The organism is Ruegeria sp. AH3 (assembly GCF_056536265.1).
On the sequence record NZ_JBQFJL010000002.1, the window covers coordinates 534,157 to 554,488 of the forward strand.

The window sequence follows — 20,332 nt, forward strand, 5'->3', positions numbered from 1 at the left end:
CCTCTTTTCGGTATGCGGCACGAAAACAAACTGCGGGCTATGGCACCGGATTTTTTGTGACTATCGAACAGTCGTGTCGCGAACGAACCAGTTCTGAGGTCGCAAATGGGCGAAATGCTTCGGATTATGCGGCCTAATTGGCCTGATACCTGTCTCGGATGTGCCCGCTATGATGACTCTGCCTCACCTCTCCTTCTTGCGCTCATTCGAGGCTGCCGCGCGGCATTTGAGTTTCACCAGTGCGGCTGAAGAGTTGAACTGTACCCAGTCAGCCGTAAGCAATCATGTGCGTTCGTTGGAAGAGTTCATAAAACGCCCGCTATTCGTGAGGCATCCGCGGTCACTGTCGCTGACGGATGTGGGGAAAGCCTATTTGCCATCGGTGCGTCATGCGCTGCAGGAGATCGATGCAGCGACGCAGTCGATTGTCCAGCGCTCGCACAATCGAACCGTGGTCGTTTCATGCCCGGTCAGTCTGGCAGAGAACTGGCTGCCTGACGTCATTCAAGGGTTCGCAGAGGTCCACCCTGATATCGCTTTGACCGTACATGGCACGATCTGGACTGATGTCGAACCAAATGTCTCGGACTTATCCATCACGCTCAATCATGTTGATGACGTGGCAGACGGATTGACGCGATTGTGGTTGGACAAGTTGACCGTAGTCTGTGCGCCCGGTTTCGAGGTGAGGGGCAGCGCGCTCACCGAGCCGCAGCAATTGCAGGATGCGCGTTTGATCCACATTCTGGGCAGGCCCGCATATTGGGAAAAGATCGCGGCAGAGTTTGGACTTCAGGATCTCAATCAGAAAGAGGGCCCTCGGACCAATGCCTCCAATCTCGCGATGGAACTCGCCGCCAAATCGCTGGGCTGCGTGGCCTTGCCTAAATCACTTGTGCGACCCTACCTGGAGCGTGGGTTGCTGATCGAGCCCCTGGAATTTGATCTGGATAGCCCTTGGGCCTACTACGTCAAGCTCAGGGGAAAATCCGTAACACCCCCAGTTCGCCTGTTTCAGGATTGGCTGGTGAAGGCTGCTTCGGAGACCAATGCCCGACATGGATGATCAGCATATTCCGGCGCCAGAACGAACACGAAATCCAATGGTGCGCTGGCGCGGTTCAGTCGCCGGACCTGCTTTGTTCACTTTGAAGGACAAGCCAAATGTAAAGCCACGTTTGAAAGGTGCATCGGAATTGTCGAAGCTCTTGCACAGAGTTTTCGGATGCATTGGCCTGTATTATTTTGCAAGTCTTAGGTCGCGAACCACACTAAGTTTGGCGAAAGCAACACCACATCCACCACGCACGGGCACAACTACATGAGCCAATTTTCTGAAAGCCTGCAGGAACAGGTCCGTAACCGTTTCGCTCAGATCGATCATTGTCCCGAACAGGGTGAGCGGGTTTTCTTCGAAAACGCCGGAGGGGCGCTGACGTTGAATTCCGTGCTGGATAGTTCTGTTCGTTATGCCGCGATCCCGGACAATCAGGGGCGTGACAACCCGGGGTCTCATGCGCTGGTTGCAACGATCAATGCAGCCAAGGCGGATATGCGGGATTTCATGAACGCGCCCGGCGGGCAGTTTTTTGTAGGCGAAAGCGGAACCGAACTGTTGTTTCGGTTGATCATGAACGCCTGCCTGGGAACTGATTCCGGTATTGTGCTGGGATCGACTCTGGAGCATCCGGCGACGCGGTCGGCTTGTGACCGCTGGGCCCGTATTGCAGGGCAGGAACATGTACTGATACGCCATGATGACGCCACGGGCACCATAACCGCCGAGGCTTATGCCACTGCTGTGACGCCGGATACCAAGGTGGCTACGATTTTACACACCTCGCCCGTAACGGGAATGGGGGTGGATGTGGCTGCTGTATCGCAGGCCATTCGCGCTGTCGCGCCGGACTGCTTCATCATCGTGGATGGTATTCAGCATGCAGCTCATGGCCGGATTGATCTGACTGCCTACGATATCGATGGATACGTGATCTCTCCGTACAAAGTCTTTTCTCGCCATGGATACGGCGTGGCGTGGATTTCTGACCGTCTGACCCAACTCGAGCACAATGCTTTGCTGGATGGTCCCGCAGGCAATTGGGAAATGGGCACGCGCGACACCGGAGCTTATGCCACCATGTCCGACGTCGTGTCCTATTTCGAATGGCTGGGCAGTCAGGTGAGCGATGCCACCGATCGGCGCGGCAAGTTTCTGGCGGCAGGCGATGCCATTCACGCTCAGGAAAAGGCGCTGACCGATGCCATGATCCACGGCACCGGGAACCTTAGTGGTCTGGCCGAGATGGAAAAGGTCACCATTCTGGGGGGTGTCGACAATCCAGCGCGCGAGGGTCTGGTATCGCTGCGCGTTGAAGGTGTGGACTCGGCTGAGGTTGTTAAAAAGCTGAACGAACAAGGGATCCGCACGCATCTGCGCAAGGCGGACCATTACTCCGGCAACATCCTGACGCCGCTGGGCTTTGACGCCTGTGTGCGCGTTTCGATGTGCCACTACAACTCGATCGGTGAAGTCGCCAAGTTCCTAGCTGTCATGAAAGAGATCGCCGCTTGAGCAGCGGTGTGCCAAAGGACAAACACTCATGAAAACTCATGCACAAGCTGTTGTTATCGGTGGCGGGCTGGCCGGCTGCTCGATCCTGTACCATCTGGCCAAGCTCGGCTGGACCGATGTTGTGTTGTTGGAGCGCGACGAACTGACATCCGGTTCGACCTGGCACGCGGCGGCGAATATCCACGGGTTACACGACAACAACAACATTACGCGCATTCAGCACTATACGATGAACTTGTATAAAGAGCTGGAGAAGGAAACCGGTCAAAGCTGCGGCGTGTTCCAGCCCGGATCGCTTTATCTTGCTCAGACCGAAGAACGGGAACACCAGCTGCGTCTTCAGGAGGCCAAGGCGCGTTTCTATGGCCTGAATTTCCATGAGGTCAGCCGTGAAGAGGCGAAGGAACTTCACCCGCTGGCGCAGTTCGATGACATTCGTTGCATCATGTACGAACCAGATGGCGGCAACGTGGACCCGTCAGGCGTGCCTCATGCCTATGCCGCCGGAGCTCGGGCCATGGGTGCGACCATTGAACGGTTTTGCCCGGTGATCGCGACCGAACAACAACCTGATGGTAGCTGGATCGTGCGCACGCCCAAGGGCGACATTCACACTCAATGGGTGGTCAATGCTGCCGGTCTCTGGGGTCGAGAGGTAGCGGCTCTCGCGGGGCTGACGTTGCCGCTGCAACCGACTGAGCACCAGTATTTTGTGACCGAAACCATCGACGAGGTGGCCAATCTGGGCCGTCGTCTGCCCTCAATCGCCGACCGGGATGGCGAGTATTACTTCCGTCAGGAAGGCAACGGGCTGCTGATCGGTGCCTATGAGAAAAACATGAAGTTTTGGGCGGAAGAGGGCACGCCGTTGGACTTCGCTCATGATTTGTTCCCCGATGATCTGGACCGGATCATGGAGAATGTCATTCGCGCCACCGAACGTGTGCCGGTTGCTGCAACGGCAGGGGTCAAACGGGTGATCAACGGGCCCATGATCTGGTCGCCAGATGCCAATATGCTGTGGGGGCCGGTGCCCGAGCTGAAGAATTACTTCCTGTGCGGGGGGCTGATCCCTGGCTTCTCACAATCGGGGGGGCTGGGCCTGCTGGCCGCGCAATGGATGATCGAAGGCGAGCCTCAATACGACATGTTCGCCTGGGATCTCGCCCGCTTTGGTGACTGGGCTGACAAGAAGTTCACCAAGGCACGGGTCGAGGACGCCTATACCCACCGTTTCAAGATCCATTTCCCGAACGAGGAGCGCAGCGCTGGTCGCCCGGCCCGTGTGCGCCCGGCCTATGAAATGCAGAAGGAAATGGGCTGCGTCTTTGGCCTGAACTGCGGCTGGGAACATCCGCTTTGGTTTGCTGATGAACCTGGCACAGAAGAGACCAACGGCTTTACGCGCCAGAACTGGTTCGATCCGGTTGGACGCGAGGTGCGAATGCTGCGCGAAAATGTAGGTGTCATCGACATCTCGAACTTCGCAAATTACGTGATCAAGGGGCCGGGCGCCTATCATTGGCTGGACCGTCTCGTGGCCAATCGCGTGCCCACCGAAGTGGGACGCAGTTGCCTGACGCCGCTAATCTCGGTACGCGGCGGCGTTGCGGGCGACTTTACGATCACCAAGCTGGATGACGATGAATACATGATGATCGGTTCTGGTATGGCCGAGCGTTATCATCAACGTTTCTTCAACATGGTGCCGCTGCCCGAAGGCACCACGCTCGAAATCGCGACCGATCGTATCGCGGGCTTCAACATTGCAGGACCCAAATCGCGCGAGGCGCTGGCGCGCCTGACCAATGCCGATCTGTCCAACGAGGCGTTTCGCTTCATGAGGTCCCGGAAAATAACCGTTGCTGGAGTGGACTGTGTGGCAATCCGGGTCAGCTTTACCGGTGATCTGGGGTGGGAGTTGCATTGCGCACAAGAGGATCAGGTCGCCCTCTACACCGCCCTTCTCGAAGCGGTAAAAGGCTGTGATGGTGGGCCAGTTGGTGGTCGCGCACTGGGATCGTTGCGCATTGAAAAAGGTTATGGATCCTGGGGCAGGGAGTATTCTCAGGAATACTGGCCACAAGAGGTCGGTTTGGCCAGCCTGATCAAGTTGGACAAGGGGTTCCTGCATAAGGAGGCCTATCTGGCGGTCAAAGACAACGCCCCGCGCGAACTCCTGTCACTGTTCGAGCTGGATGTGAGCGAGGATGCGGACGCGACCGGAGGTGAGCCGATCTTCACGTCAGATGGTAAGCCAGTTGGCCGGGTGACTTCGGGTGCCTATGGCTATTCCGTTAGTAAGTCATTGGCGATCGGCTATGCCGACCCGAATGTCGCGCAACCCGGGGATGAGGTGGTGATCCAGGTTTTGGGTAAACCGCATACTGCACGTATCTTGAAGGATGCGCCTTTCGATCCCGAAGGTAAGCGTTTGCGCTCCTAAGCAATCCCGATGATTGCAGTTTGAGTGTTCGGCCACATGTCTGAACGCTTAAACATGTTGCGATTAACGGCCATACATTCGCTATTGGCCTGATGATTGTCCCTGGCGTTGACGTGAGGTCAGGCTTTCGCCGGTGAGAACCGTTTTCGGTACTCTCCCGGCGACAGCCCTACAATCTTGTGGAACATGCGGCGGAAGGCCGAGATATCCATGTAACCCACCGCTCGTGCAATGGTTTCGATGCTGGCCTGCGACAGCTCCAACCGTTCGCGGGCTTTGGCGACACGCAGCTGCTGAAGGTATTCTGATGGGCTGAGCCCGGTCGCGGATTGAAACCGACGTCCGAAAGTGCGCGGTTCAAGGCGCGCGGTACGGGCCATTTCGGACACGGTAACCGAACTTGCATATCGCATCTGAAGCCAATGTTGCACGCGAAGTATGGCATCGTCCCCATGGGTCAGGTTGGGCGAGAATGAGCTGTAGAAGCTTTGGGCTCGTTCGCCCGGGTCGATCAGGAAGAACCGTGCGACCTGCAGCATCACAGCAGGTCCCATAAAGCGTGCGATCAGACGCAGGCCCAGATCGGTCCAGGCCATCAAGCCTCCGGCGGTGATGATATCGCCATCGTCGATCAGCAGCCGGTCGGCCTGCAGCTGCACTTGAGGGTATTGATTGGCAAAGTCTGTCGCCAGTGCCCAGTGGGTTGTTGCCTGCCGTCCGTCCAACAGGCCGGTGGCTGCCAGCGGGAATGCGCCAGCGCAAATCGAACAGATCAATGTACCCCGGCAATGATGGCGCTGAATCCAGTTAACCAGGGCTTGTTCTTTCGCACCGCTGATGCGCTGGCCCAGAGCAGGAGGCAGGATCAATGCCTCTAACCGGCTGTCATCCCTGTTGAAATTTCGAATGACTTGCGTTTCCACAAGGCGTGGCCGTTCGGAATGGTTCTGCTGGAACCGGTTGGCCACGGCAAACAGGTCCTGCAACCCGTGAATCGCGGCGTTTTGAGCCTCGGGATAGGCGGCAAGGCCGATGGTCAGAGCGGGTTGTGTCATTTGTCAGATTTAACGCGTTTTATGTCCAATGCGCCAGTCAACTTACGGCGACCGGTGCCTTAAATCAGCGCTGGATACAGACCGAGAAACGGAGACCACGATGACCAAATCCGCATTGATCCTGATCGACATTCAGAACGACTATTTTCCCGGCGGCAAATGGGAGCTGCACAAGATCGAAGACAGCGCTGCCAACGCCGCTCGGTTACTGCAGCAGGCCCGCGATGCTGGGCAGATGGTCGTGCATGTGCATCACGAGTTCCAGATCGACAACCCGCCCTTCTTTGCGCCGAACACATCGGGTGCCGAAATCCACAGCTCGGTCACCCCGCAAGAGGGTGAGCACAAGGTGCTAAAGCACTACGTCAACGCCTTCCGCGATACCAATCTGCAGGCGCTGCTGGCAGAACATGAGGTGAGCGATGTGACCATCGCTGGCGACATGAGCCACATGTGCATCGACGCCGCCGCTCGTAACGCCGCCGATATCGGCCTGAACGTGACCGTGGTCGAGGATGCCTGCTCTTCCCGCGATCTGGAGTTCAATGGCGAAGTGATCCCGGCGGAACAGGTGCACAAGGCGTATATGTCTGCGCTGTCCTTTGCCTATGCCAAAGTTGTGACCACCGCCGACTATCTGGCTGCGGCATAAGCGGCAGTACGTAACGGAGATTACCATGACCACCCTCTACCACGCCCCCCTCACCTGTTCTCTGGCCGCACGTTTTGCTGCGGCTGAGGGCGGGGTCGATCTGGATATCGCCCCCCTCAATCTGGCGACCAAGGAATTGGCAGCCGGCGGATCGCTGTATGATATCAACCCGCTGGGTCAGGTCTCGGTTCTGGAACTGGAAGACGGCACCAGGCTGACTGAAACCTCGACTGTGATTGCCTGGATTCAGGCACAATCACAGAACGCGGATTTCCGCGTCGACCCGACCAGCCCCGAGTATTTCCAGATGCTGCGCTGGCTGGCTTTCTGCGCTACCGAGTTGCACAAAGGCCTGTTCCGTGTCGTGTTCTATCAGGAGGCCACCGACGAGGTAAAAGACCGCGTGCGCGCGCTTGCTCCGCTTCGGTTCGAGGTACTGGAAAACCACCTGAACGGGCGCGCTTATCTGCTGGGCGAGAGATTTTCGGCAGCGGACGCCTATCTGACCTGGTTCTTTGTGCTGTCTGGCTATGCGCAGGTGGATCACACCACTTATCCGAATATCGAGGCCTACCGTCAGCGCGTTCTGTCCCGCCCGGCGATCAAGGCATTGATCGAAAGCGATACGCAACTGGATCAGGATCTGAAGCAAAATCTGTTTGCGGCCTGACCCATACCTCATCGTGACCGCGTTTGCGCGCGGTCACTGCGCCACTGATCCGAGCTTACTCTCTGAATGCCCGCACGAAATAGTCGGTCATCGGTTTGATCAAATAAGACAACGGCGTTCGCGCATCCGTTTCGATGAACGCTTCAACGGGCATTCCAGGGAGCAACACCTGACCGTTCAATCGTTCTGTTTGACCGGTTTCGGGGATAAGCTCTGCGCGATAGAAGCTGAAGCCGGTCGCTTCATCCGTAAAACATCTGCCGATATGTTGATCACCTGTCCTTGCAGCTCCGGCGTTTCGCGTTGATTGAAAGCCGGAAATCGCAACGTCGCATTCTGCCCTTTGTGCACTTGATCAACGTGGATTGCGTCGACCTGTGCAGCCACCAGCAAAGGGGTATCCTGCGGTACGATGTACATCATGGGCTCTCCGGCCTGAATAACGGACTGGTTTGCAAACACGATGCTGCTGTGGATGGCCCCGGTTACTGGAGCGCGAATGTCCATGCGCAACAATTGCTCGCTCAGAACGATCCTCCGTTCCGACAGCTCAGCAATTTCAGCTTTCAACTCACGGATCTCGCTGATCGCTTCTTCACGGCGCATTGCCCGCAACTCAACGATCTGAATCTCGGTCGATGCGATCTGCCCGCGCAGACGAGCGATTGTTGCCTCCAATCGGCCAATTTCACCAGTCAGGCCAGCATCTTCCCGTTCCAGTGCGGATACGCGGCTGGCAGGCGTCAAACCCCTGTCAAACAGGCTTTTTTGGTCTTGCAACTCATTGGCAATCAATACCAGCTGCTTCTTCAGAGCGAACAGCTGAGCTTGCGTTCCTTCAATTTCAGCTTCGATCTGAATTCGCTGTTTGATCAGTTGCTCAATTTGTTGTGCCTGAGTTTCGGCGCGCGCGGCAAACAGGTCCAACTGACCGGATATGAGGCCTCCCGCGATCGCTTCCGTCTGCTGCAAGCTTTGCAATTGCTCCGCCAATTGCGCTGCGTCCGAGCCATCACGCTCAGCCTCCAGCCGGGCTGTCCGCACCAGGGCCTCGAACAACTGACCTTCAACGATCGTATGTTCCGAAGCGAGTATCGTGTCATCCAACCGCACCAGAACGTCGCCCTGTTGCACGCGGTCACCGTCTCGCGCAAGAATCTCGCCTACAACGCCGCCATCGGGATGCTCCACCACCTGCCGGTTGGATTGCACTTCAATCACGCCACTAGAAACGATGGCGCCTGCCAATTGGGTCCGGGTTCCCCACACGCCGAGACTAATCACCAAGATGGCCACTGCCGCAAATCCGACCGAGGCGGGCAGGGTGATATACCACGCTGGCCTTTTCAATTTGTTCATGTTGATCCACCAACCGAGCTGAGTTGCCGCTTGAGCAGGTTTGCGTTCTCGACCACTCCGCCAAGAATTTCGTCTCGGGGCCCGGCCCGGACTACGTGACCCTGCTCCATAACGATCAGTGCGTCGCATTCCGCGATGGCCTGAGGGCGATGCGTCATGATCAGAGCGGATTTACCTGCAGATTTAAGCGCACGCACGGCCCCGTTCAGCGCCTGGGTACCTTCGCCATCAAGCGCCGAATTGGGCTCGTCCAATACTAACAGAACCGGATCGCCATATAGCGCCCGCGCTAAGCCGATGCGCTGTTTCTGCCCCCCTGACAGAAGGCTGTCGTTGCCGTCAAGCATGGTGTCGTAACCGTCTGGCAGCCCCAGTATCATTTCGTGAGCATTGGCCTTTTAAGATGCGGCAACCACCGCATCGGGATCAGGGTCCAGTGACAGGCGCGAGATGTTTTCGGCTACGGTGCCTTGGAAGAGCGTCACTTGCTGCGGCAGATAACCAAGATACTGGCCCAATTCGACAGGGTCATACTGATCCAGCGTTGCACCGCCCAACCGGATCTCACCAGCGGTGGGTGGCAGCAGGCCCAGCAATGCCTTGGCCAATGTCGTCTTGCCCGAACCACTCTTGCCAATCACACCAATGCACACCAATGGCGGTGCCGGGCTCCAGCCGGAAGGATATATTGCGCAATGTCGCCTGTGCCGCTCCGGGAGGGATAAGGTTCAGAGACTTCACGTCCAATCTGGCCTCGGGTTCAGGCAGTTTGGTTCGCTTGGCCAGCGGCGGAGTTGTCTGAAGAAATCGGTCCAGAGAGTGCCAGGCTGTACGCGCCCGTTGAACCATGGACCATTGGCCGATTGATTGCTCCACCGGTGCCAAGGCCCGCCCCAGCAGGATCGAACCTGCGATCATTGCCCCCGGCGACATTTCATTGCGCAACACCAGCAATGCACCAAGGGCCAGCATCGCCGATTGCAGGAACAGACGAAGCGATTTGGTGAGCGATGAAAAGCTACCGCTCCAATCACTTGCCCGGATCGAATCCGTCAACGCAACCGAGCGTTGCCGCAACCAGCGTTCGGTCACGTTATGCTGCATGCCCTGTGCGCAAACGATTTCTGCCGCTTGCCTTGCGTGTTCAGAAAATGATGCTGCGTGCGCCGCTTGGGATTGCGCTGCCAGCAGTTTGCGCCGAGTCATGACTTCGTTCAGCACGGCGATGCCGATCAGCACCAATCCGCCCCCGAGCGCCAACCAACCCAGCCACGGATGGAACAGAAAAATCGCCGCCAGAAATAACGGGGTCCATGGGATATCCATCAACGCCAACAGAATGGGTGAGGCGCAAAGACCCTGTATCGTATCAAGATCTCGCAATGCCGAGGCTGGTGTGCCGCGCATCTTCGGGTTCAGCGCCCTGCGCAATGTCGCGGCAAATACGCGTTCTTCAAGCTGTGTTTGCAGCTGTGCTCCGAACCGCGCTACAATACGGCCGCGTGAAAAATCAAGCATTGCCATTAAGCCGTAGAGAAGTGCGACCAGCAGAAACAACGCCGTCAAGGTTTCGATTGCACGCGAACTCAGCACCCGGTCGTAGACCTGCAGCATGAACAGCGGTCCGGTCAACATCAGCAGATTTACGAAAACACTGAAGAAAAAAGCGATGCCCAAGAATGTCGTGCCGCTGTCGCGCGCTGAACGGAGTTCGCCTTTTCCGGGTGATGCAGAACGGCTTTCGGTCTTCACTTCAACATCCTTTCCACAAGGGCTTGGCGTCGAAAAATAGAGTAAATAAACATGATGCGCCCCCGGTAGACCGGAGGCGCTTGTGCCTTAAGGCTGGGTTCAGCCTATCTAGAACAGGTCCTCGGTCAGCTCTGGAATGCCGTCGATATTACCGATCTGAATGGTTGCATTGTCAAAATACAGCTCGACAAAGGTGCCGTCTGCTCCGGCGAACACATTGTCGTCGCCCTCGCCGAGAACGCCGTCGCCATTGGTGTCGAGATCAGCGAAGGAGGCATCAGATCCCAAACCGGTCAGGTTGATGAGATCATCGGCAGAGAAATCTCCGATGACAGTCAGATTGTTCACGCCGCCGGTTGGCGCAAAAAAGTCTTCGGTGAACTCGAACACGTCGTTGCCTGCGCCGCCCAGAACGGTGTCGACGCCAGTGCCTGCATTGATCGTGTCGTTGCCCGCACCTGCATCAATGAAATCACGACCAGAGCCTGCGTTGATTGTTTCATCCGCGTTCAGGAAGCTGCGGATCGTGTCGTTACCAGCGCCGGTATCGATGGTGCCTTCGCCTGTGAGCAGCGAGGTGACAAAGTCATCGCCATCGGTGCCGGTGATGTTGTTGGAAAAGGGGGAAAAGGTGAAAAGGTTGGCATATTGCTTCCTCTTGGGTAGGTTGAGCTTCAGATAGTCTTGTTTAAGTTGTCCGTGTGGACAGTTCTGCGTCGCTCAAAAAGCCATATGCATCCAATCAACGTTGCTATCGTTTTTTTGATAACCCGTGGATTGAATTGTTCGAGGAGGAAGCAATGAGGAAGTGTGCGATTGCGTCCTTAGGATTTGAAGTAAGTTACTAATATATAAATATAAACAATGGGATATGGCGCGATTTTAACCAGCAAGGCACGTTGATGTAGAGGATGCCAACACCTAACGTTCGAGTTCTCATTGCGCGCTAGATGCAAATAGTTAGCATATTGAAAACGTGGGTTTTTGTTGCGCTTGCGCGCAATCGAGGTGGTTGCCCGATAAATCTCAGGCGCACCGAGAAAACAACTATGAGTAGATAATTTTTAGGGACATCTCATCACTGTCTAGCTAGCAAAAGATCGTAGCGATGGAGGTCGGCAATGAAGTCGGCGCGCGAAGAGAGCCCCTCGCACGCCGGGGTCAGGTTGTCAGGGTTGGTGGGCGCCCCTTAGTTGTAACCACCGACCAAGCCGAGGGCATCGAAATCGCGATGCAGGGTATTTGCAGCCAAGGTCAGGGCTTCGCCGTGACGTTCGATCAGTTCTGCCCGGCGGGCGGGGTCGCGCGTCGCTTCGATGGCGCCCCAGATCGCTGCCAGTGTCTCAGTGATATCGCGCAGGCGCATCAGCGTCTCGGCATCATCGGCAGCCGCAGCAATGACTGAGGGGGAAACCTTACCCACGCCCGGCACTGTCTGTGCGCCGCCGCTTGCGTACCCCTCAGGCAGATCGCCCTTGCAGTTGATCACTTTGCGATAGCGGATCGCGGACAGGATCTGATCCACCGCCTGTTTCGCGCCTTCAACACGCGAGGTGTGCTCGGTGTCGGCAGCGGCGTGGGGCAGCAACTCCAGACGATCGGGATAAGCCTCGATCAGCGGACGGTAGGGTACCATCGGGCCGAACAGGCTGCCGTCATCGGCGATGAAAAGATCGGCGTCAATGGCTGCATAGGCCACTTTGCCCGAGGCCATCGCGTCATTCAGAGCATCGGCATCGACAACTTCTCCGCGGTCGTAATTCACCAGAACCGCACCGTCGTTTAACGCGTTCAGTACTGATGCTCCCACAAGACCCGCGTTGGCAAAAACACCATCTGCGCCCTTGGCGCCAAGACCTGTATGGGGCGAAAGCACATCGGCTCCTGTCGCGGCTTCTTCCGGGGTTGCGGCATAGATGAAGCCCTCGCTTTCAATCCACTTCCGATGACGTTCACGGGCATAGATTGCGACCGTCATACCGAAGGCCTTACCCAGTTTGGCAACTTCTCGACCGATATTGCCATAGCCGATGACGCCCAGGCGTTTCCCTTCCAGCTTCTCGGTCGGGTAGTCTCGCAGGTGTTTGCCAGTGTCGAAATCGCCAGCAACGACACGCTTATGCATCTCGTCGACTTTGAGGTCCGGCAGAACACGCAGCAAAGCTTTCATCGCGGTTTGGGCCGTGGCGCGACTGTTGAAGCTGGGGGTATTCATCAGCGGGGCACCACCACCTGCGCCGTCGCCACCGCCCCAGCAAGCGCTGGCCATGTTGCCAGTACCAGCGCCGATGCGCACGCCGCCTTCGGGGAAGGTTGCATTTTCCGGAAAGAAGGTCGCCGCCGCAATCACCGCGTCATATTGGTTGTTACAGCAGGCTGCTGTCAGTTCCTCGTGAGTGGACAGATCCGGTAGATAGAAGAAATGTTGTCCTGCAGGCAGTTCAGAGCCATCCCAGCCACCATAGGTGAATGTCGCGCCTTGTTCTTCCACATAGGCTTTGGCAGCCGATGCGTCTGGTTGACCGTCGGAGCCGAATTTCAGGCCGACGAGGTCGGCGATCAGGATGCGATAGGCACGGTTCGGGTCGTCTTTGCGCACGTCCGATCCACCTGCAGCCGAGGCTTCGAAGGTCGTGCCTTGGGCAGCAAGCTCTTCCTCCAGCACGACCACCTTGGCGCGGTGATAGGCGTAAGAGATGTTTTCCAGCAGGCGCACGATATCCTCGGGCTCGCGGATGCCGCCGATCCAGGCGCGGTAGTCGCCCGGCGTGCCGGGGAAGGCGTTTACATAGCGCGCGGCGTCCAGGCCGGGTTCATAATCGCCATTCGGATGTGTCAGGCCTTCATAGCCCAGCAGTTGTTTCGAGCGGGCGATGATACGCCCGTGAATGGCCGGATCAGTGATGCCGGGATCATTCACCGCCAGTAGTGTCACCGCAGCGCCGCGTTTTTGCGCGTCGCTCACACCGGCGACCAGAAGCTCCTGCCCGGCCAGCCACGCGTCGATCTTTGCTCGGTTGGCTGCCGAGCGTTGGTTCATCACCTCGACCGAGCCGAACATCTTTTCGACGCGCAGAAGGCCATAGGTGGTTTCGGCAAAGGCCAGTGACGAGAAGGTATTGATCACGCCTCCGATCATCTTGTCGGCCGCAGCGTCGTAGAAGGGGCCAAGCCCAACGGTCTTTTCGCCGGTCAGCGGTTTTTTAGCGTCCGTCGGAACCACCAGCTTCAACTGGCGCGCGATGGCCCAGGCCGGGTTCTTTTGGTTGTCTTCGATCAGCTGCATTGCCGCCGGAGTAAACGAGGCCAGGAAATATCCCGAGATACCGCCGATTGCCTTCTGAAACGGAGTGAAAATGTTGCACTTCGCCATGAAGGCTTCGACCACGTCCTGCGGCCAGGGCATGCCGCCGAGCATCGAGGTGGCGTCGATCATCGCGTGGCGGTTTGCTGGATCACGGTCCAGCCATTCCAGCAGCGACTTCACTTCTTCCGTGGTGTAAGTGGTGGCGCCGGTCGTTTCGTGCCCAACGCCGACAAACAGAGTGATGCCCATCGTCTCCAGTTCATCAGCGGACGGGATAGTGCCTTCCGATCCCGAGAACACGACCTTGTCTTCGTGGCCGTTGGCCGCGAATTGCTGCAACTCCAGGATCTGAGTGCCCCAGCTTTGACGGAAAAATCCGCCCTTGGTCGCTTCCTCGGATTCCGGACGCGGGGTGTCGACGAACAATTTCTGACCGTCCAGGTTTGGGTTCATCAGATGCATGATGGCGACGGTGAAGCCGCTGTGGCCGCCGCCCAAGCCAACGGCCATCCCGTTTTCCTTGGGGAACCCGAAATAGCGGTGAATGTGAAACATCATGTCACGCAGGATCGCGTCCGCCGGATAACCGCGGTGCATCGAACGCCCGATTTCAGCCGTGGTGAACGGGCCGAGGTCGTTGCCTTTGTCGTCTACCTTGCGATAGGTGCCCTCCAGCCAGCGGTCAAATTCGAAGCGGTTCTTGCGCCCGTCAGCCTCGTCCTGAATCACATCGGTGATCGGGCCTACGCCAAAGAACGGGTTGATGGTCCGGGCCGGTGGTCCGTTAAATGTCGCTTCGATCGAGAGTTTGCGTTGCGCTTCAAGGTCACTCATAGTCTACCTGCCTGGTTGCGTTAGAATCCGGTCTGAGCGCATCGTAAACTCCAGTTCACTATCGGAAACATCAGTTTGCGAACTTTTCATGCAATCAAGCGTCAAAATCCTGCAAAATAGACAGGGTGCTGTTTGTGGAAGGACGTTGAGCGTAGTGATGGATTTCAACGCTCAGCACCTTGAGTGCTGCGAAATCAACAGAAGCTAAGACTGGACTGCTGTCGAAGAATTGAGTTGTAGTTTTCAAATTTATCGATACTGAATCCTCCTAAATCGAGATTATAGGATTATTATCGATAAAATGACAGCCATCGGCATCTCTTGGACCCGCGAGGCCGCGCAAGCCTTATATGACCTACCTTTGATGGATCTGCTCTATCGCGCGCAGACGCAGCATCGCGCGCATTTTGACCCCAACAAAATTCAAACCTCGAAGCTGCTTTCGATCAAAACGGGCGGTTGTGCCGAGGATTGTGCCTATTGCTCGCAATCGGCCCGCAATGGTTCCAAGCTGTCGGCCTCGAAACTGATCGAGGTCGAGCGAGTCCTGAATCAGGCGCGCAAGGCCCGAGATGGTGGTGCGACCCGTTTTTGCATGGGGGCCGCATGGCGAGAGCCTAAGGACCGGGATATGGATGCGCTTGTCGCCATGGTCGAAGGCGTCCGGGGTCTTGGTATGGAAACCTGCATGACGCTTGGGATGCTGGACGACAACCAGATCGTGCGCCTGCGTGATGCCGGGCTGGATTACTACAACCACAATATCGATACCTCGGAACGCTATTACCCCGAGGTCATCACGACCCGCACATTCTCGGATCGGATCAATACACTGACCCGCGTGCAAGAGGCGGGGATCAAGGTGTGTTCGGGTGGTATCCTCGGGATGGGTGAAGGTGTGCAGGACCGGCTCGATATGTTGGTGACGCTGGCCAATCTGGACCCGGCGCCAGAATCCGTACCGGTCAACATGCTGATGCCTCAGCAGGATACACCTCTGGCGGACGCTGAGCCGGTCGACCCCATTGATTTCGTCCGCGTCATCGCCTGCGCGCGGATCATGATGCCACAATCCTATGTACGCCTGTCTGCAGGGCGTAGCGATATGAGCGATGCGGTTCAGGCCCTGTGTTTTCTGGCCGGAGCGAATTCAATCTTCGTGGGTGAGACCCTTCTGACGGCCGAAAACCCCGAGGAAGATGTCGATGCAGTGCTGTTTGCCAAACTTGGCCTGCAAGCCGAACGCGCACAGGAGCGGGCCTGCAAGGACGTGGCTGAATGAAGGTATTGGACCGCCTGACCTCAATGCTCGAAGTTCTGGACACACGCCATCGGCGGCGGTCGTTGTCCCTGGCGGGTGGGCTGGATTTTGCATCGAATGATTATCTGGGTCTGGCCGGGTCCCCGATGCTGGAACAGGCGGCGCGCAGTGCGCTGGATCGCGGCGTGCCTGTGGGCGCGGGCGGGTCGCGCCTATTGCGCGGCAACCACGAGGAACATGAAGCGTTGGAGCAGGAAGCAGCTGTTTTCTTCGGCGCTGAGGCCGCTTTGTTTATGGGCGGCGGTTTTCAAGCCAATCAGGCGATTTTTTCCGCGTTACCTGCTGCAGAGGACCTCGTTCTGCATGATGAACTGGTTCACGCGAGTGCGCATGAAGGCATGCGCATGGGTCGTGCCGAAACGCGCGCATTCGCTCATAATGACGTGGATGACGCGCGTCGGATCATTGCTGCATGGCAAGCGAATAGCGGGTTGGGTCAGATCTGGATCGCAGTCGAAAGTGTCTATTCCATGGAAGGCGACACTGCTCCTCTGAAGGCGCTGTCTGACCTTGCGATCACGCACGAGGCAGTGCTGATTGTTGACGAAGCCCATGCCACCGGAGTTTTTGGCCCTCAAGGACGAGGTTTGGCCCACGCGTCAGAAGCCCAGTTGCTGACAGTGCACACCTGCGGCAAAGCTCTGGGAGTTTCGGGCGGGTTGGTTTGTGGTCCACGGGTGATGATTGATGCACTGATTAATCGGGCGCGTCCTTTCATATTCACAACTGCTCCGGCTCCGCTGACCGCAGCGCTTGTGCGGGTGGCGTTGCAGGTTTTGCAACGCGACACTGACCTGATCCAAGCGGCCCGAGCGCGTCTCAATCACGCCCATTCCGAAGCGGAGCGCAATGGTGTGGCTGAGGCTGCTCTTAGCAGTCAGATCATCCCGATCCTGCTAGGGGATGAGGCCCGGACCATGGCCATGGCCGCCGCTTTGCAGGGGCAGGGATTTGACGTCCGGGGCATCCGCCCGCCAACAGTTCCACGCGGCACATCGCGGCTGCGCATATCCATCACCGGCAATGTCAGCCACGCGGATATCAGCGCTCTGTTTGACACAATCGCATATCACCAAAGGATTGCCGCATGAGTGCTTTGATCGTCACCGGCACGGATACCGGCGTCGGCAAGTCCATCTTTGCTGCGGGGTTGGTTGGTGCTCTTGGGGCCCGCTATTGGAAACCCGTGCAATCCGGTCTTGATGACATCACCGATACGGAAACGATCAGATCCTTATCTGATGCTGAGGTTCTGCCCGAGATCTATCGGCTCAGGATGCCCGCCTCACCCCACCTGTCTGCCGAAGATATGGGCGTTGAGATCGCGTTGGATCGTCTGAGCCTGCCCGATATCACCGGGCCGCTCGTGGTCGAAGGCGCGGGCGGTATCATGGTGCCGCTGAACCGTGAGCATTTCTTCCTCGATCTGTTTGCGAGATGGCAGGCCCCCATCATTCTCGTGGCGCGTACAGCGCTTGGAACGATCAATCACACGCTCCTGTCGCTGCGGGCTTTGAGAGAGGCTGGGTGTCCGGTGGTCGGTGTCGCCTTCGTTGGCGATGCAGAGCCGGATGTGGAGCAGACGATAGTCGAGATGGGCAATGTTCGGCATTTGGGTCGGCTTCCGCACCTCGCGGATCTGTCGCAGGAGACCCTTTCCAAGGCCTTTGCCGCAATCGATACCGATACGATCCGGAGTTTTCTGTGACACCGCTGGAGTTTGATGCACGCCATCTGTGGCACCCCTATACCAACATCCTCGATCCGGGACCGATGCATTTTATCACCCAATCCGAAGGGGTATGGCTCACGCGGGATGACGGCGTCCAAATGATTGATGCGATGTCATCGTGGTGGTGTGCTGTGCACGGGCATCGTCACCCGGCCATCACGGCTGCCATGCGGCAGCAACTGGACCGGATGCCCCATGTCATGTTCGGCGGGATAACCCATGAGCCCGCGATCGAACTGGGCCGCAGGCTTGTGGATCTTCTGCCCGACGGGCTTGATCGTATTTTCTACAGTGACAGCGGCTCGGTTGCGGTCGAGGTGGCGCTGAAAATGGCCGTGCAATATCAGATGGCCAACGGCCGGTCGGAACGCTCGGAATTTGCAACCATCCGCGGCGGCTATCACGGGGATACATGGAAAGCGATGAGTGTCTGCGACCCCGTTACCGGCATGCATGGGTTGTTCCGCGGTGCCCTATCGATCCAGCATTTTCTACCGCGACCTCCCATAGGGTTCGATCAGGAGTGGAGTGACGACCCGGACCTGAATGGGTTGGGCGCGCTGGAAGTATTGCTGAAATATAAGGGCGACCGGATTGCCGCGCTGATCCTTGAGCCGGTGGTGCAAGGGGCGGGTGGAATGTACTTCTATCACCCCACTTGGTTGCAGCGCGCTCGCGCTTTGTGTGATGCGCATGGGATCTTGCTGATCCTTGATGAGATCGCCACCGGATTCGGGCGGACGGGCGAGCTGTTTGCGATGCATCACGCGGATATTGTGCCGGATATCCTATGCCTCGGTAAGGCGCTGACCGGCGGTCATATTACGATGGCGGCCACCGTTGCCTCGGAACCGGTTGCGGCTGGCATCGGTGCAAGCGAGGCCGGCGTCATGATGCATGGGCCGACTTATATGGCCAACCCGCTGGCCTGCGCCGCAGCCATTGCAAGCCTTGATCAGCTTTCACAGCGCGACTGGCGCACCGAGGTCAAAGATATCGCCAGTCAGTTGGAACACGAACTCGCCCCGGCGCGAAGACTTCTCGGCGTTGCCGATGTCCGGGTTTTGGGAGCCATCGGCGTGATTGAAATGGAAGGCCGCGTCGATCCCGCGATTGCACATCGTCGGGCGCCGGAAACCGGTGTGTGGCTGCGCCCCTTCACCCGCAACATTTATTGCATGCCGCCCTATATCATCTCTTCGAATGAACTGAGCCGTGTAACGGCTGCCATGATTTCGCTGGTCGAGGACATCGGATGAAACGTCAATGGTTGTCGCGCTCAGAGACGGCGTTGCTCACCCTTGTGTTCGGCGGTTGGGCGGTCGGGGCGGCTGCTTTCGATGGATTAAGAGGAGATCATTCTGTCCTGTTGGTTCAGGATTACACGCGGCTGGACGACCCTCTACCGGAACTTGAACAGTTCGATGATGTCAATCTTGTCGCCTTTTCATTTGGTGTCGCCTCTGCCGCGCATTGGATGTCGAGGGTCGGATATCAGCCCGCGCGACGGGTTGCCGTCGCAGGAACGTTGTTTCCGGCGGATAAGGAGAGGGGGATAACGCCAGACCTTATCCGCGCGACCGCAGACAATCTCTCGGATGACAGTTTTGCGCGGTTTTGCCGACGGGCTGGCCTGAAAAGTGCAGCGCCAGACATCGATATGGCCGCCGCTCGGGCTGAATTGCACGCCATCATCCGGCGCGGGCCTGCGCCGGATACCCGGTTTGATCGTATCTGGATACCGCAGCGCGATCGGGTCATTCCCGCGGCAGCGCAAGAGCGCGCATGGAGCGCGCAGCGCCACGCCATCCGGTCCGTGTCCGGGCCACATATTCCTTTTGAAACAGGGCAAAGTTGGGCCGGATGGACCGTGTCATGATACAGCTTGCAGAGCGGGTACAACGCAGTTTCAGCCGGAGCTTTGAAAGCTATCATGCCGCAGCTGATCAACAGGCCCATATCGCCGATCTGCTGGTTCAGGACCTCTGCCAGAGCGGAGCGCCCCGGTATTTCGCTTCGGCGTTGGAGTTGGGTTGTGGAACCGGTCATCTGACTCAGCGGCTATGCGCGAGGTTTGACTTTGGGGCTCTGACCCTCAACGATCTTTCGCCCGAAGCACAGTGGACAGCGGATGCGGCAAATGCCGTGTTCTTGGGTGGTGACGCTGCGGATATCGAGTGGCCGGAAAGCCCCGACCTCATCACCTCGACCTCGATGATCCAATGGCTGTATGACCCCGCCAGTTTTTTGCGCAGGGCGGCAACTGCGCTTGCGCCCGGCGGCTGGTTGGCCGTGTCAGGATTTGGCCCCCAGCAATATCGGGAATTGACGCAGATCGGATCAACGGCGAAGGCCCCCAGTCTTTGCAATGCTCGCGAACTGGCGTCTTTCGTTGAAGATGACCTGGAAGTCGTGAAGACAGGAAACTCCATACGGCAAGCGCGTTTCGCATCTGCGCGTGATGTCCTCGACCATTTGCGCAAGACGGGTGTGAATGGTCGGGCGCAAGCCCCTTGGACCCGATCCCGTCTGACGCAATTCATCGACGATTATACGCGCCTTTTCGAAAGCCCTCTTGGCCTGCCTTTGACCTATCATGCGGTTTGGATCATTGCCCGAAAACCGGGGTGAT

General features: G+C 57.6%; 14 protein-coding genes and 3 pseudogenes. 11 read left to right on the forward strand and 6 right to left on the reverse strand.

The features are described from left to right. The first annotated feature begins 172 nt into the window (after nucleotides 1-172). The 3 genes from ACR3EM_RS20020 (at nucleotide 173) to ACR3EM_RS20030 (ending at nucleotide 5,018) form a co-directional block, all read left to right on the forward strand. Nucleotides 173-1,066, forward strand: a complete 894-nt coding sequence (locus ACR3EM_RS20020) for a LysR substrate-binding domain-containing protein (protein WP_480472448.1) — start codon at nucleotides 173-175, stop codon at nucleotides 1,064-1,066. 255 nt (nucleotides 1,067-1,321) lie between these two features. Continuing rightward, nucleotides 1,322-2,572, forward strand: coding sequence for an aminotransferase class V-fold PLP-dependent enzyme (locus tag ACR3EM_RS20025; protein ID WP_480472450.1), 1,251 nt, complete (start codon nucleotides 1,322-1,324; stop codon nucleotides 2,570-2,572). A 28-nt stretch (nucleotides 2,573-2,600) separates the two neighbouring features. Beyond that, a complete protein-coding gene (locus ACR3EM_RS20030; protein ID WP_480472452.1) occupies nucleotides 2,601-5,018 on the forward strand; it encodes a GcvT family protein in 2,418 nt (805 codons plus the stop codon). Between the two features lie 119 nt (nucleotides 5,019-5,137). Here the strand turns inward: ACR3EM_RS20030 and ACR3EM_RS20035 are convergent, their stop codons facing one another. Then, nucleotides 5,138-6,073: a GlxA family transcriptional regulator gene (locus tag ACR3EM_RS20035; RefSeq protein WP_480472454.1), complete on the reverse strand. Its 936-nt coding sequence runs from the start codon at nucleotides 6,071-6,073 to the stop codon at nucleotides 5,138-5,140. A gap of 100 nt (nucleotides 6,074-6,173) precedes the next feature. Between ACR3EM_RS20035 and ACR3EM_RS20040 the strand changes: the two genes are divergently transcribed. Further along, nucleotides 6,174-6,725, forward strand: coding sequence for a cysteine hydrolase family protein (locus ACR3EM_RS20040; RefSeq protein ID WP_480472456.1), 552 nt, complete (start codon nucleotides 6,174-6,176; stop codon nucleotides 6,723-6,725). Between the two features lie 25 nt (nucleotides 6,726-6,750). Next, the gene (locus tag ACR3EM_RS20045) at nucleotides 6,751-7,395 is read left to right on the forward strand and encodes a glutathione S-transferase family protein (protein WP_480472458.1); all 645 of its coding nucleotides are present in this window, start codon (nucleotides 6,751-6,753) and stop codon (nucleotides 7,393-7,395) included. A gap of 55 nt (nucleotides 7,396-7,450) precedes the next feature. Here the strand turns inward: ACR3EM_RS20045 and ACR3EM_RS20050 are convergent. From ACR3EM_RS20050 to ACR3EM_RS20070, 5 genes and pseudogenes are all read right to left on the reverse strand, one after another. Continuing rightward, nucleotides 7,451-8,754 (reverse strand): annotated as a pseudogene (locus ACR3EM_RS20050) (HlyD family type I secretion periplasmic adaptor subunit). After that, nucleotides 8,751-10,506: pseudogene (locus tag ACR3EM_RS20055) on the reverse strand (type I secretion system permease/ATPase). Before ACR3EM_RS20055 ends, ACR3EM_RS20050 begins: the two co-directional pseudogenes overlap by 4 nt. 108 nt (nucleotides 10,507-10,614) lie before the next feature. Next, the gene (locus ACR3EM_RS20060; protein ID WP_480472460.1) at nucleotides 10,615-10,854 is read right to left on the reverse strand and encodes a hypothetical protein; all 240 of its coding nucleotides are present in this window, start codon (nucleotides 10,852-10,854) and stop codon (nucleotides 10,615-10,617) included. A gap of 51 nt (nucleotides 10,855-10,905) precedes the next feature. Next, nucleotides 10,906-11,184, reverse strand: a pseudogene (locus ACR3EM_RS20065) (hypothetical protein); the annotation flags it as partial. A 511-nt stretch (nucleotides 11,185-11,695) separates the two neighbouring features. Then, nucleotides 11,696-14,647 (reverse strand): NAD(P)-dependent oxidoreductase, encoded by a 2,952-nt coding sequence (locus tag ACR3EM_RS20070; protein WP_480472462.1) that lies wholly within the window; start codon nucleotides 14,645-14,647, stop codon nucleotides 11,696-11,698. A gap of 301 nt (nucleotides 14,648-14,948) precedes the next feature. Here ACR3EM_RS20070 and bioB point away from each other — a divergent pair, with 301 nt between their 5' ends. Genes bioB through ACR3EM_RS20100 form a run of 6 tightly spaced genes read left to right on the forward strand, consistent with a single transcriptional unit; the run spans nucleotide 14,949 to nucleotide 20,331 of the window. Next, on the forward strand, nucleotides 14,949-15,929 hold the full coding sequence (gene bioB / locus ACR3EM_RS20075; protein WP_480472464.1) for a biotin synthase BioB: 981 nt from the start codon (nucleotides 14,949-14,951) through the stop codon (nucleotides 15,927-15,929). Then, the gene (locus ACR3EM_RS20080) at nucleotides 15,926-17,059 is read left to right on the forward strand and encodes an 8-amino-7-oxononanoate synthase (protein ID WP_480472466.1); all 1,134 of its coding nucleotides are present in this window, start codon (nucleotides 15,926-15,928) and stop codon (nucleotides 17,057-17,059) included. Before bioB ends, ACR3EM_RS20080 begins: the two co-directional genes overlap by 4 nt. Next, complete coding sequence (gene bioD, locus ACR3EM_RS20085; RefSeq protein WP_480472468.1) at nucleotides 17,056-17,676, forward strand: dethiobiotin synthase; 621 nt, start codon at nucleotides 17,056-17,058, stop codon at nucleotides 17,674-17,676. Before ACR3EM_RS20080 ends, bioD begins: the two co-directional genes overlap by 4 nt. Continuing rightward, nucleotides 17,673-18,959 (forward strand): adenosylmethionine--8-amino-7-oxononanoate transaminase, encoded by a 1,287-nt coding sequence (gene bioA, locus ACR3EM_RS20090; protein ID WP_480472470.1) that lies wholly within the window; start codon nucleotides 17,673-17,675, stop codon nucleotides 18,957-18,959. The genes bioD and bioA overlap by 4 nt, the downstream gene beginning before the upstream one ends. After that, the gene (locus tag ACR3EM_RS20095; protein WP_480472472.1) at nucleotides 18,956-19,579 is read left to right on the forward strand and encodes a pimeloyl-ACP methyl esterase BioG family protein; all 624 of its coding nucleotides are present in this window, start codon (nucleotides 18,956-18,958) and stop codon (nucleotides 19,577-19,579) included. Before bioA ends, ACR3EM_RS20095 begins: the two co-directional genes overlap by 4 nt. Continuing rightward, nucleotides 19,576-20,331, forward strand: a complete 756-nt coding sequence (locus ACR3EM_RS20100; RefSeq protein ID WP_480472474.1) for a methyltransferase domain-containing protein — start codon at nucleotides 19,576-19,578, stop codon at nucleotides 20,329-20,331. Before ACR3EM_RS20095 ends, ACR3EM_RS20100 begins: the two co-directional genes overlap by 4 nt. Nucleotide 20,332 lies beyond the last annotated feature (1 nt).

What these genes read in the sequence shown, in the direction of transcription:
- ACR3EM_RS20040 (WP_480472456.1), top strand. Translation starts at nt 6,174, where the DNA reads ATGACCAAATCCGCATTGATCCTGATCGACATTCAGAACGACTATTTT.
- ACR3EM_RS20025 (WP_480472450.1), top strand. Translation starts at nt 1,322, where the DNA reads ATGAGCCAATTTTCTGAAAGCCTGCAGGAACAGGTCCGTAACCGTTTC.
- ACR3EM_RS20030 (WP_480472452.1), top strand. Translation starts at nt 2,601, where the DNA reads ATGAAAACTCATGCACAAGCTGTTGTTATCGGTGGCGGGCTGGCCGGC.
- bioB (WP_480472464.1), top strand. Translation starts at nt 14,949, where the DNA reads ATGACAGCCATCGGCATCTCTTGGACCCGCGAGGCCGCGCAAGCCTTA.
- ACR3EM_RS20100 (WP_480472474.1), top strand. Translation starts at nt 19,576, where the DNA reads ATGATACAGCTTGCAGAGCGGGTACAACGCAGTTTCAGCCGGAGCTTT.
- ACR3EM_RS20080 (WP_480472466.1), top strand. Translation starts at nt 15,926, where the DNA reads ATGAAGGTATTGGACCGCCTGACCTCAATGCTCGAAGTTCTGGACACA.
- ACR3EM_RS20045 (WP_480472458.1), top strand. Translation starts at nt 6,751, where the DNA reads ATGACCACCCTCTACCACGCCCCCCTCACCTGTTCTCTGGCCGCACGT.
- ACR3EM_RS20095 (WP_480472472.1), top strand. Translation starts at nt 18,956, where the DNA reads ATGAAACGTCAATGGTTGTCGCGCTCAGAGACGGCGTTGCTCACCCTT.
- ACR3EM_RS20070 (WP_480472462.1), bottom strand. Translation starts at nt 14,647, where the DNA reads ATGAGTGACCTTGAAGCGCAACGCAAACTCTCGATCGAAGCGACATTT.
- bioD (WP_480472468.1), top strand. Translation starts at nt 17,056, where the DNA reads ATGAGTGCTTTGATCGTCACCGGCACGGATACCGGCGTCGGCAAGTCC.
- ACR3EM_RS20035 (WP_480472454.1), bottom strand. Translation starts at nt 6,073, where the DNA reads ATGACACAACCCGCTCTGACCATCGGCCTTGCCGCCTATCCCGAGGCT.
- ACR3EM_RS20020 (WP_480472448.1), top strand. Translation starts at nt 173, where the DNA reads ATGACTCTGCCTCACCTCTCCTTCTTGCGCTCATTCGAGGCTGCCGCG.